This is a genomic window from Shimia thalassica (assembly GCF_001458215.1).
Classification (GTDB): domain Bacteria; phylum Pseudomonadota; class Alphaproteobacteria; order Rhodobacterales; family Rhodobacteraceae; genus Shimia; species Shimia thalassica.
Map to the genome: position 1 here is coordinate 1,695,331 of NZ_CYTW01000001.1, position 12,452 is coordinate 1,707,782.

The 12,452-nt window shown below is 56.5% G+C and carries 12 protein-coding genes; 7 read left to right on the plus strand and 5 right to left on the minus strand.

Translation table 11 applies throughout. The features are described 5' to 3' along the window. Entirely contained in the window at positions 1–1,413 is a 1,413-nt protein-coding gene (gene ntrX, locus PH7735_RS07665) for a nitrogen assimilation response regulator NtrX (RefSeq protein ID WP_058310674.1), read from the plus strand. Positions 1,414–1,431: 18 nt separating this feature from the next. Here the strand turns inward: ntrX and PH7735_RS07670 are convergent, their stop codons facing one another. Together PH7735_RS07670 and PH7735_RS07675 are read right to left on the minus strand one after the other, a co-directional pair. After that, entirely contained in the window at positions 1,432–1,866 is a 435-nt protein-coding gene (locus PH7735_RS07670) for a hypothetical protein (RefSeq protein ID WP_145865281.1), read from the minus strand. A 23-nt stretch (positions 1,867–1,889) separates the two neighbouring features. After that, positions 1,890–2,366: a hypothetical protein gene (locus PH7735_RS07675; RefSeq protein WP_058310676.1), complete on the minus strand. Its 477-nt coding sequence runs from the start codon at positions 2,364–2,366 to the stop codon at positions 1,890–1,892. A gap of 124 nt (positions 2,367–2,490) precedes the next feature. Here PH7735_RS07675 and trkA point away from each other — a divergent pair, with 124 nt between their 5' ends. The 5 genes from trkA to PH7735_RS07700 all read left to right on the plus strand — a co-directional run bounded on the left by trkA (position 2,491) and on the right by PH7735_RS07700 (position 7,489). Further along, entirely contained in the window at positions 2,491–3,867 is a 1,377-nt protein-coding gene (gene trkA, locus PH7735_RS07680) for a Trk system potassium transporter TrkA (protein ID WP_058310677.1), read from the plus strand. Positions 3,868–3,871: 4 nt separating this feature from the next. Further along, a complete protein-coding gene (locus PH7735_RS07685) occupies positions 3,872–5,389 on the plus strand; it encodes a TrkH family potassium uptake protein (RefSeq protein WP_058310678.1) in 1,518 nt (505 codons plus the stop codon). A 125-nt stretch (positions 5,390–5,514) separates the two neighbouring features. Beyond that, positions 5,515–5,754 (plus strand): RNA chaperone Hfq, encoded by a 240-nt coding sequence (gene hfq / locus PH7735_RS07690; RefSeq protein ID WP_008204623.1) that lies wholly within the window; start codon positions 5,515–5,517, stop codon positions 5,752–5,754. Continuing rightward, a complete protein-coding gene (gene hflX, locus PH7735_RS07695; protein WP_058310679.1) occupies positions 5,754–7,025 on the plus strand; it encodes a GTPase HflX in 1,272 nt (423 codons plus the stop codon). The genes hfq and hflX overlap by 1 nt, the downstream gene beginning before the upstream one ends. A gap of 173 nt (positions 7,026–7,198) precedes the next feature. After that, positions 7,199–7,489 carry a hypothetical protein gene (locus tag PH7735_RS07700; protein WP_058310680.1) on the plus strand — a complete coding sequence of 97 codons (291 nt, stop codon included), beginning with the start codon at positions 7,199–7,201 and terminating at the stop codon, positions 7,487–7,489. Between the two features lie 140 nt (positions 7,490–7,629). Here PH7735_RS07700 and PH7735_RS07705 read toward each other — a convergent pair whose 3' ends face one another. Continuing rightward, positions 7,630–10,095, minus strand: coding sequence for a penicillin acylase family protein (locus PH7735_RS07705; protein WP_058310681.1), 2,466 nt, complete (start codon positions 10,093–10,095; stop codon positions 7,630–7,632). A gap of 20 nt (positions 10,096–10,115) precedes the next feature. On the opposite strand from PH7735_RS07705, the gene PH7735_RS07710 reads away from it, so the two are divergent. Beyond that, the gene (locus PH7735_RS07710; protein ID WP_267885802.1) at positions 10,116–11,048 is read left to right on the plus strand and encodes an NAD(P)-dependent oxidoreductase; all 933 of its coding nucleotides are present in this window, start codon (positions 10,116–10,118) and stop codon (positions 11,046–11,048) included. Here the strand turns inward: PH7735_RS07710 and PH7735_RS07715 are convergent. Then, a complete protein-coding gene (locus PH7735_RS07715) occupies positions 11,045–11,821 on the minus strand; it encodes an alpha/beta hydrolase (protein WP_058310683.1) in 777 nt (258 codons plus the stop codon). The genes PH7735_RS07710 and PH7735_RS07715 overlap by 4 nt on opposite strands. Before the next feature lie 12 nt (positions 11,822–11,833). Further along, complete coding sequence (locus PH7735_RS07720; protein WP_082645153.1) at positions 11,834–12,394, minus strand: lipid-binding SYLF domain-containing protein; 561 nt, start codon at positions 12,392–12,394, stop codon at positions 11,834–11,836. Positions 12,395–12,452 lie beyond the last annotated feature (58 nt).

Genomic DNA, 12,452 nt, shown 5'->3' on the forward strand with positions numbered 1-12,452 from the left:
ATGGGTGATATTCTGATCGTGGATGACGAGCGCGATATTCGCGAGCTCATTTCCGATATTCTGGAAGACGAGGGTTATTCGACGCGACTTGCGGGGAATTCTGATGAGGCGATGAATCAGGTCACCTCCGAGGAACCCGCCTTGTTGATCCTCGATATCTGGCTGAAAGACAGCAACATGGATGGCATCGACATTCTGAAGGTGGTCAAACGCGACCATCCGGATGTGCCGGTGGTCATTATCTCGGGGCATGGCAATATCGAAATTGCAGTCGCCGCGATCAAGCAAGGCGCTTATGACTTTATCGAAAAGCCGTTCAATATCGATCAGCTGCTGGTGGTTATCCGCCGTGCCATGGAAACCTCGAGGCTGCGTCGTGAAAATCAGGAATTGAAGCGACAGGATGGCAAACCCACCGAGATGATCGGGGAAAGCGCATCCTTCCGCACCATGATCGGACAGTTGGACAAGGTCACCAAATCCAACGGTCGGGTCATGTTGAGCGGCCCCGCTGGTGTCGGCAAGGAAATGGCCGCGCGCTATATCCACGCCAATTCCAATCGGTCCTCTGCGCCCTTTGTTGTTGTCAGCTGCGCGGGCATGGATCCGGACCGTGTCGAAGAAATGCTGTTTGGCCGTGAAAGCGCGGACCGCGGGATTGATCAAGGTCTGCTTGAGCAGGGCAACGGCGGCGTCATCTATTTCGATGAAGTTGCGGACATGCCGCTTGAGACGCAATCCAAAATCCTGCGTGTTTTGGTGGATCAGAAATTCCAGCGCGTGGGCGGCAACGATCTCGTGCGGGTTGATCTGCGTGTGATTTCGTCCACCAGCCGCGATCTTGATGCGGAAATTCAGGCCGAGACCTTTCGTCAGGAACTGTATCACCGCCTGAACGTGGTCCCGATTCAGGTGCCTTCGCTGGAAGAACGCCGCGAAGATATTCCGCTTTTGGCCGGCTACTTCATTACCGAATGTAATGACGCACAAGGCCTGCCTCTGCGCGAGTTGTCGGAAGAGGCCGTCGCCCTGATGCAGACAATGGTGTGGCCGGGCAACGTGCGCCAGCTCAAGAACCTGATCGAACGTGTTCTCATTCTTGGCGATGGCAATGGCCCCATCGAAAGCAAGGAACTTCCCGGCGAGGGGACAAGCAGCGAGGACGAAGGACGCGTTGTTCTGTCCGGTGCGCTGGCGACATTGCCTTTGCGCGAAGCCCGCGAGGCATTCGAACGCGAATACCTGCTGACCCAGATCAACCGGTTTGGCGGCAATATCAGCCGCACGGCGAATTTTGTCGGGATGGAGCGCAGCGCGCTGCACCGCAAGTTGAAATCACTGGGTGTTGTTACGACAAACAAGGCTGGTGCACGCGTCGCCCAGATGGAAAAACAAAACTCGGAAGAGGGGTAACCCCCTTTTCCTGCGGGCCTAAAGCGGCTTGGTAAGGTCAACCAGAATCTTGCCGCCGCCGTCCTGTTTCACCGCACAGATCGACGGCGTGATGGCAGGAGAGTTCGACAGGGGCGCAAAGGATTTTCCCTTGATGTCTTCGGGTTTGCAATACGGGATCGTGGTGCGCTGGTATCCGCGTTCCGTCATGCAACTGTTGACCGCGCTATAACGGCGCCCTTCGTTCGCGTCATAGGTTTCAACGCGGTGCCCGACGACCCGTCCTCGTGAATCAAAGATCGGAATCCAGTCGTTGATGATCATGGGCGGAACCGTTTGCGCGGCAAAGGTGTTGCACTGGGCCTGATCCACATTTGTCTGGGTCGTGCTGGCGCCAACTTTGTACATTTGCGAATATTCGGTACAGCCGACCAGAGCGAAAACAGCCAGTCCCGCGATCATTCCGTGTCTCATTACAATCTCCTTCGCAGGTACAGTTAGATCGGTTTTGACAAATCGACCAGTACAGGCCGCGCATCTTTCTGTGCGACAGCGCAAATATTCGGGGCAGGGGCCGGTGCACCGGTTGCGGGCGCGTATGAGGCTCCGCCAAGCTGATCATTTGTGCAAATGGGATAAACAACCGGCGTATAACCTTTGAGCCGCATACAATCGTTGCGGTGGGCGTTTCGCATCCCGGCGTTCACGTCAGTGGACCCCACATAAGTGACCCCAAGCCCCCAGCCGCCGTTGTAGTATCCCGTGCCATAATATCCGCCACTGGGATAGGTGGTCGGGAAATTTGCGGCGGGAAACAAACGGTTGGCTTCAAGACTGCATTCTGTCTGGTCACGTGACACCGCGGCGGTGCTGGCTCCGTTTTTGGCATAGGTCTGATAGGTGGTCGCACCACATCCCCCCAACACGACCAGAGCAAACACGGCACAACAAAAAGAACGCTTAAAGGCAGACATCTCTGAACTCTCTGATATTGCATCAAAAGAAAGCCCGATATGCGCAGGGGGGTCAATGGTTGTATTTGACCTCGGGCGTGCCTTCTGTCATCCCTTGGCTCTGAAAACCCATCAGAGGAAGCTCATGAAGGTCATTATCTGCGGTGCCGGTCAGGTCGGATGGCAGATCGCCCGACATCTATCTGGCGAAAAGAACGACGTCACCGTCGTTGACAGCAATCCCGAACTTGTCAGCCGAGCCACCGATACCTTGGACGTACAGGGCATTGCGGGATTCGCAAGCTATCCCGATATTCTGGACAAGGCGGGCGCGCGCGATGCGGATATGATCATCGCGGCGACCTATTCCGATGAAGTGAACATGGTCACCTGTCAGGTGGCCCACTCGGTTTTTGCTATCCCGCGCAAGATCGCGCGTTTGCGCAGCCAGTCCTATCTGGATGCGATTTATTCCGATCTTTACCGGCGCGACCACATGCCTATCGACGTGGTGATCAGCCCCGAACGCGAAGTGGCGGAAGCCGCGCTCAAACGACTGTCGGCCCCTGCCGCCTTTGACACCGAGACCTTTCTGGATGGTCGTGTGCAGATGCTGGGCTTGACGCTTGATGAAGAGTGTCCAGTGGTGAACACGCCTCTGCGACAGCTGACCGACCTGTTTTCGACGCTAAAGGCCGTGGTTGTCGGTGTGCGCCGCGAAGGCACCTTGTTTGCACCCGAACCCAACGACCAGCTTTTCGTAGGCGACGAAATCTATGTCTTTACCTTTACCGAAGACGCAAACCGCACCATGGAAGTGTTCGGCAAAGATCAGAAAAAACAAGAACGCGTGATTTTGATCGGTGGCGGCAATGTCGGTCTGATGGTTGCACAGCAGCTTGAGAAACGCGCCGACCGTATTCGCGCCAAAGTGATCGAGAACAGCCGCGCCGTGGCCGAAGTGGCCGCCGAAGCGCTGGAACGCACAATCGTGTTGCATGGGGACGGTCTTGATTCCGCGATATTGTCCGAAGCCGGGATCGACCGCGCAGATGCGGTTCTCGCGGTGACGGATGACGACAAGGTCAACATGCTAGCCTCGGTGCGGGCCAAATCACGCGGCTGTCCAATGGCGATTGCGCTGATCAACGATCCGACGTTGGTGCCGTTGATGAACCCTTTGTCGATTGATGCCTATATCAACCCGCGCGCCACTACGGTGAGCTCGATCCTGCGCCATATCCGCCATGGGCGGGTGCGCGACGTCTATTCGATCGGGGATGCCGAGGCCGAAATTATCGAGGCCGAAGTTCTGTCAACGTCGCCTATTGCGGGCCAACAGGTGCGCGATGTGGATTTCCCGGAAGGTGTGCTGATCGGCGCGATCCTCAAGGGAAAAGAAGTCATCAAACCCAAAGGGGGCACCCGAATTGAAGAGGGCGACGTTATCGCGCTGTTTTCTTTGGCCAGTGATGTTCCAGAAGTCGAGCGCCTGTTGCAGGTCTCGATAGACTTCTTCTGATATCATGCTGCTTGCTCTGTTCAGATTGCCGCTGTTTCTGTTGCTGATCGGGTTTTCCGGTCTGATCATGCTCATCCCTGCGGTTTATGCAGGGGTGCTGCATGACCTGCACGAGGCGCGCAGCTTTTTCTATAGTGGTATTCTGACCCTGTTTGTCTTTTCCCTGATCGCTGTTGCCATGTCGGACACGGGCGAGCGTCCGCGCGCGCTGGACCATCTGGTGGCGGTTTTTCTGACGTTTACGGTTCTGCCGCTGGTTCTTGCATTGCCCTTTTGGGAAGGTCTGGCGACCACGACTTTCCTCAACGCCTATTTCGAAATGGTGTCCTGTCTGACAACAACAGGGGCCACGCTGTTTGACAATCCTGACCGATTGTCACCGTCATTGCATCTCTGGCGGGGTCTTGTTGGCTGGTTTGGCGGGTTGTTGATGTGGATTGCTGCGGTCGCCGTTTTTGCGCCGCTCACCTTGGGCGGATACGAGGTGACGGCGCGGCTCGCTCCCGGACAGTCGGGCTCACACGCGGGCCGGATTGAAACCGTAAGCGCCATGCGTCGTTGGCAACGCGGTCTGTTTGCTCTGTTTCCCATCTATGTCGGTCTGACACTGACGTTGTGGGTGTTGCTGCTGGTTCTAGGAGAGGACAGCCTTGCCGGTCTGATGCATGCCATGTCCGTCATGTCGACAAGTGGCATTTCCTCGATCGGGGGCGTCGCCAACGCCAAATCCGGAATCGGGGGCGAAGTAGTCATGTTCCTGTTCTTGTTGTTTGCCTTATCCCGTCTGACCTTTTCGGCAGACAGCGGCGCCGTCAAACGGGACAACCTTTGGACAGACCCTGAATTTCGTCTTGGCATCCTGATCGTTCTGGCCATTCCGCTGTTTTTGTTCATGCGTCACTGGTTGGGCGCGTATGAGTTTGACGAACTGCAAAACGCCGCTGGTGCGGTGCACGCCGCATGGGGCGCGATGTTTACGGTTCTGAGCTTTCTGACCACAACGGGGTTTGAAAGTTCCGAATGGGTCACGGCCCAAGGGTGGTCGGGACTGTCGACGCCCGGCATGATTTTGCTGGGGCTGTCCATTGTGGGCGGTGGTGTTGCCACCACGGCAGGCGGGGTCAAGCTTTTGCGCGTATTTGTTCTGTATCTTCAGGGATTGGGGGAAATGCAGCGCCTTGTGCATCCGTCCATCGTGATAGCGGACAAGGGCGGCACGCGCCACATCCGGCGACAGGGGGCCCAGATCGCATGGGTGTTTTTCATGCTCTTCGCGATCTCTCTGGCCGTGGTTACCGTGATTTTGGCAGGCCTTGGGGCCAGCTTTGAAGACTCTTTGATCATGGCGATTTCCATGCTGACAACGACAGGTCCGCTGACCCAAGTGGCAGGCGAAGCTCCCATTGATCTGATTGCGCAAAGTCCGTGGATCAAGCTGGTTCTGAGTGCGGCAATGGTGCTTGGGCGGTTGGAAACGCTCGGAATTATCGCACTTTTGTCACCCGAGTTGTGGCACAAATGATGCGCTTGGCAGGGCGTGTTCTTCAAATAGGTACTTTTTGGGGTAGAAACTCTTAGGACAGCACTCCATACTCACTCAATAATATTGCACCCGTGGCACCAAACAAGAACAAAGGCAAACGCGTGATGGCTTCGGATCGACAAAATCTTCAAGATGCTTTTCTCAATCATGTTCGCAAAACCAAAGTTCCCGTTACGATCTTTTTGATCAATGGCGTGAAACTTCAGGGCGTGATCACCTGGTTTGATAATTTCTGTGTACTGTTGCGCCGTGATGGGCAAAGCCAGCTTGTTTACAAGCATGCTATTTCGACCATCATGCCGGCCCAACCCATTAGCCTGTATGAAGGTGAAGACGCCTCTTGATGGAGCATGACGCGCAGGTCACCCGTGCATGGGTCCTGCATCCCGATATCTACGGCGCAAATCAGCGCCGCGAGGCCTCTTTCGCTTTGGAAGAGGCCGTTTCGCTTGCTGATGCCCTTGCTGAAATCGAAGTGGTCGGATCAACCGTGGTCCGCCTTCCCAAAGCCCATGCCGGCATGTTGTTCGGGTCTGGCAAGATCGAAGAACTGAAAGGCCTGTTCGAGGCCAATGATGTCGAACTGGTCTTGATCGACGGGCCGGTCACACCTGTTCAGCAGCGCAACCTTGAAAAAGCGTGGAAGGTCAAACTTCTGGATCGCACGGGTCTGATCCTCGAGATTTTCTCGGATCGGGCGCGGACGCGTGAGGGTGTGCTTCAGGTTGAAATGGCTGCGCTGTCGTATCAAAGGACACGCCTTGTGCGGGCCTGGACCCACCTTGAACGCCAAAGAGGCGGATTGGGGTTTGTTGGTGGTCCGGGGGAAACCCAGATCGAGGCCGACCGCAGGGCGATTGATGACCAATTGGTGCGTCTGCGCCGCCAGTTGGCCAAAGTGGTGAAAACCCGTGAATTGCACCGCAAGGCCCGTGCAAAGGTACCGTTTCCCATTGTTGCGCTTGTTGGCTACACCAACGCCGGAAAGTCCACACTTTTCAATTATGTAACGGGTGCGGACGTGATGGCCAAAGACATGCTCTTTGCCACGCTTGACCCGACAATGCGGGCCGTTCACTTGCCCGATGGGCCCGAAGTTATTCTGTCTGATACGGTGGGATTCATTTCGGATTTGCCGACCGAGCTGGTTGCGTCTTTCCGCGCCACGCTGGAAGAAGTTCTGGCCGCAGATCTGATCCTGCATGTGCGTGACATCGCGCATCCGGATTCAGAAGTGCAGGCCAAAGATGTGGAAGACATTCTGACCTCTTTGGGGGTGGGCACCGGCACCAAACAACTCGAGATCTGGAACAAAATCGACCTTCTGGATGACGAGCGGCGCGAAGCCATGAACACGCGTGCCGCGCGCGATGACGAGATTTTCGCGATCTCTGCGGTGACTGGCGAAGGGTTGGAAGATCTCTTTGCCGCGATCACGACAGCCCTTGATGCAAAGCGCACCGAAGAAGACCTGCATCTTGAGTTCTCTCAGGGAAAACACCGCGCCTGGCTGTTTAAGGAAGGCGTTGTTGAAAACGAAACCCAAGACGAAGACGGCTTTCATCTGCGTGTGCGCTGGACAGCTCGGCAGGCGAGAAAGTTCGAGGGCCTTTAGTGCTTGTTTTGGGGCCACGTGCCGAGTGGCAATGGCAGCTTTGAGCCCAAAGTGGTAGATATTGAATGGAGAGCAGGAAGCCTTGACTGCGCGCATCGATTGCCTGCTTTATCGTGACAATATGAACCATGGCGCGCCAATAAGTTGCCGATATTCTGCCAAAAGGCTTTTTCATGCAAAAATTCGGCATTATCTTATTATCATTGTTTGCTTTGTTTTTGGGGGGAGGAGCATTCTTTGTGTTTGCCGTTGCCGCTGAGACCTGTCTAAGCGGGCCGAACACGGAAGGGTGCATTATTTTACAAACGTTTAGCCTGCTTGCGCTGATCCCACTTGCTGTCAGTGTCGGTGTCGGGTGGCTAGCTTTGAAAATGAACAACGGCACCATAGAGAAAGACACCTTTGTTTTTCTTTTTCTGTTGGTTCTACTGATTTGGCTCGGCCTAGTACTTTTCACCTTTTAATATTGAGCATTGCTTCAAGGCTTGTAGCTGAGTGCAATCTCATAAAACTCGGTTTTCTGCACAGCGCAACCGAGATTTCCGAACGGCAGCTTAGTCCCGCAAAGCCGCCGTTGCGTCTTTCCTAGGAGAGGCAGCGGCATTCATTCCTTCGGCAACAATCGTGTCACACCCACGGCTGCGGCCCGCGCAAGTTCCGGATCAAGCGACATCGGCACGTATTCGCCACGCCGCCACAACTGGGCCATGTCATCGTAATAGCGAGACAGGAAGTGACCTGATTGGCCGGTTGAGATGATAAACACCGAACTGTCTGGGTCCGAAAAGTCATAAACTCCACGATACCCTGCGGCGTGCACGTTCTGGAACGGGTCCGGACCTGTGCCGCTGGTTTTGCCGCGTTGCAGGGTATTGTCACCGCCGCTGGTGGATTGGCGGATATTCACGAAATAGCGCAGAACCGGCGCGTCCCCCAGAACCGTATGATCGTGCGTGGCCTGGTGGGCATCGCCCCAGCGCAGGCTTTCCAGCTGATCACCATAGCGTTCCGAAATCCAGACCAGCGCATCGTCAAGCGCAAGCTGCGCCATCATCGTGCAGGTCTCTTTGGGGGCGCTCTGGATCACGTCGCACCAGACGGAGGCCCCGTCAACATCGCGGTAGACCCGCTCGATGAACAAAGGTTCGACGTGGGTGTATTCCTCGGAAAGCGGCCCCAACTCGTCCTGAATCAGGCGATCCTGCAGGGCACGCAGCCACGCGGCATAGATCAGCGGTTCCGGCATGTGCTCGTTCATTTCACCGTTCCAGTCCGCCAACAGGGTCAGGGCACGCTGGCGCAGGCGTTCGGGCGTGCCGTCTGCCGCTGTTTCACCCGTGAACCACAGATCGGCGCCGACCAAGGGCAGCAGGGCCCGTGCCGAAAAGCTCACCGTGTCCAGTTGTGCCTCGATAAAGCTGTCGCGGGTGTGGACCTGACGGCCCTGCATGAGGCGGGTCCAACGCTGGATGCGCTGGCTGTCGCCCCAGTGAAACGACACATGCGCAGGGAAGGGGCGTTCAACCGTTTTGTTGTTGGTATTGCCCACGATGCCGCCCTTTGGCGACACGAAAGAAGGGTTGGACATATACGGCATACGCCCCTGCCAGCGGTTTTCCGGCAGCCAGCCAAGCGACGGCATTCTGCCCTTGCTTTGGTGTGCCGCATTGCGACGGGGTACGGCTCCCACAACTTTGAGCGCGATGGTGTTGCTGTCTGCAAGCGTCAGGTTCTGGGCTGGCGAGATATAGTCTTCGGCGGCAACAATCGCATCTGGCACGGTCTGGGCATACATGAGGGCGATTGCGGCGGTTAACGACGTGTCGCGCGGGCTGAGCGCTGTCCACCCCAAGGCGGCCACGTGGCCTTCGGGTGTAATGGTGTTCAGGCTATAGTGCGCGCCGGGAAGAACCGGTCCGTTGTCTGTCCAGCGCAGGGTCAGCGTAACCGGCGCTTCGTCAGCGATGTTGACGATAGACTTGCGGGTCACAAAGCGCTTGAACCCGTCTGGCGTGCGGTATTCTTCGGGGTTTGCAGGGTTTAATTCCTCGATAAACAGATCCTGATCATCGACATAGCCCGAGGTTAGCCCCCAGCCGAGACTGTTACTGCGCCCCGTCAAAATGGCGGGGATGCCGGGAATGGTGGCGCCGATGACACCGCCATTGGCAAGCTCCATGCGTGCCAGATACCAGATGCCCGGTGCCGTCAGCCCCAGATGCGGATCATTGGCCAAAAGTGTGCCACCGCTGGCAGAGCGGTTCGGGGCTGCGGCCCAGGCATTCGACGCACCCGTAAGAGCGCGGTGTTTGAAGGGCGACAACGGATGGTCCGGAAGCGGCGTTGTTGCGGCAAAGCGGGCATTGCCCGGCACCAGTTCGGCGTATTCCGGCAGGGCCGCCACGCCAGAACCCGGCGCATCCGGCAGAATGTCGGCAAGACGTTTCTCATCAGGCAGCAAAAGCGACGTGCGCGCCCGCAGGACCTCTTCCTCAAGATGCCCCGACAGCTGCAAGGCCATCAGCTTCTGGATCGCCAGTGAATCGGCGGGTTGCCAAGGCGATATTGCGCTTGGGAACAGGAACAATTCTGGTGCACCACGCCCCAGCGAGTTTTGGTTGATCTCGTCGATGCGTGTGTTCACGCCGTTTGCATAGGCCTTGAGCGCGGCTTGGGTGCGGGCATCCTGCGCCGCCACCGAATGGCGGGCCAGCGTTGTAAAATCAAAACGGCGGATAAGAGAATCGATGCTTAGGGTTCGATTGCCAAAGATTTCCGACAGCCGCCCCTGTGCCGTGCGGCGCAACATCATCATTTGCCACAACCGGTCCTGTGCGTGGGCATATCCAAGCGCAAAGAACGCATCCTGATCGTTCTCGCCAAAAATATGGGGCACGTTGGCATTGTCGCGCACGATCTCGACAGGGGCGACGACACCCACCGTGCTCAGGGTTTTGTCATATTGTGGCAAAGACCGGGAGGCGAGGAAATAGACCCCGGCCACGATCAGCACAACAATCACCACCATGCCGCCTGCGATGCGCAACAGCCATTGAACAAACTGACCCATACCGAATCCCGAAATCTTTCTTGCTTTATGTTCCCCAGAACGGGCAAACACTACGACGAAAGAGATCGAGGGGAAAGCACATGGCGAAGGTAACATTTCTGGGTTTGGGCGTAATGGGATACCCGATGGCGGGACATCTTCAGAAGGCAGGGCATGAAGTGACGGTTTACAACCGCACAACAGCCAAGGCCGAAGCATGGGCCAAAGAACACGGTGGCGCTTTTGCGGCGACCCCGAAAGAAGCCGCGGCAGGGGCAGATTTTGTCATGTCCTGTGTCGGCAATGACGATGATTTGCGCATGGTCTGTCTTGGTGAAGACGGCGCGTTTTCCGGCATGTCCAAGGGCAGCATTTTTGTCGATCACACGACGGTGTCTGCAAAGGTGAGTAAAGAGCTTTATGCCATTGCTCAGGAACAGGAAATTGCGTTTATCGATGCCCCCATTTCGGGCGGTCAAGCCGGTGCGGAAAACGGCGTTTTGTCCATCATGTGTGGCGGTGACCAGAACGCTTATGATGCGGCTGCGCCGGTCATGGCGGTCTATTCCAAAATCTGCCGTCTGATTGGTGAAAACGGTGCGGGTCAGATGACCAAAATGTGCAACCAGATTGCGATTGCTGGACTGGTTCAAGGTCTGTCAGAGGCGCTTCATTTTGCGGAAAAGGCAGGTCTGGACGGGCGCTCTGTGGTTGAGGTGATCAGTCAGGGTGCGGCCGGAAGTTGGCAAATGGCAAATCGCTATGAAACCATGCTGGATGACGAGTTTGAGCATGGTTTCGCCGTCGATTGGATGCGCAAGGATCTTGGCATCTGTTTGTCGACTGCTGATGAAACCGGCGCAAGTCTGCCGGTCACGGCGTTGGTCGATCAGTTCTATAAAGACGTCCAGAACATGGGCGGGGCGCGTTGGGACACATCCAGCCTGTTCAAACGTCTTCGCAAACTCGGCTAAAGCGCGTCAAACAGCGTCAAAAGATGATCGGTATAAGGGCGCCCTGCGGTCGGATCACGATCTTCTAGCAAAGCAAGGAAAGGGGCGTTATGCCCCTTTCGATCACACCATAGGCTTTTGACCGGAGCCCCCACGCCACGCGCGCGGCGTTGGGTCAGGCGGGGATTTTCGGGACGAATGATCTTGTCCCGGTCATTGTTCAGCAAAACACAAGGCGGACCATGGGGGGTTAACCGCCACGGTTGCACCGCACAGGCCGATACCGCGAACACGGCATCCGGGCGCGGGCATTCCGGCAAAAATCGTGGCGGATAGGCCAGAGCCAGACCCGCAATCCCACCAGCCGAAACGCCGACGAACCCCACTTTTTCGCTGTGAATGCCGTGGGCCTTGTGAGCAGCGCGCATCCATCCCAAAGCAGCGCCCAAATCCTGCCGTGCGGCCTCAAAGGCGCTGCCGCTCAGGCGAGAAGACACCGATAGGCCGGAATTGGCCGTTCGTGTTTGTGAAATCTGGATCAATCTGCGGTCTGCGGGTGAAAACGCCTCGGGTTTCGTGCCCAGACGATAAGACGCGCTGGCCATGGCCAGATCGTGATCGGTCAGGAACTGGGCCAGACGTGTAACGGCCGCATCGGCGCGCGCGCCTTTGTAAAAACCGCCGCCATGCGCAAACAAAACCGAGGCACGGGCAGGGCCCTTGGGCAGATATAAATCAAGCGCCAGCCCGTTGGGCTGACGCCTGTCATATGTGATGTCATTTATGACGCGCATAAAGAAGCGTGATCAGGGAATGATGCGTGTGTATTTAACACCTTCCAATGTCGCCCCCACATGCAGGCCAGCCTGGCCAAAGATCACAGCGTAAACCGGTGCCGTAATGGTTGTTGTGTCGGCGGCAAGGTTTTGCCCCTGATCGATGACGGCGTACTTTACGTCTGCGCCTGCGGCCCAACCGCTTGAGCGGCGGAATTCATTCAGGGCACCTTCGGTCATGAAGAACAGAACATGCGCCGATTGCGAGGCGCCAATCTGGAAACCGACGCTGCCAGAGGTGGCCGAGTAATAGTCAACTGTGACGCCGTTGATCTGAAGTGCGCCACGGCCATAGCCCGCGCCAAATCCAAATCCGGCTTCGGTCACAACCGGCATGATCAACATGCCTGCGGATTTATCAGCAAGGTCTACGGTGTTGGGATAGTTATTGTAGAGAAAATCGAGCGTCTGGTCGACACGTGCGTCGATCTTCTGAGAGCCATTGCTGTTGATACCGTTGCCGCATGCCGCCAAAAGGCCAAAGCCCGCGAGCGCAGCCAACGTCAAACCGCGTCTGGTGAATGTATTCATGTTATCCGCCTGTATACTGCTTATTGTTTTGTCGGTGTTCCGATCATTGCGCGCGATT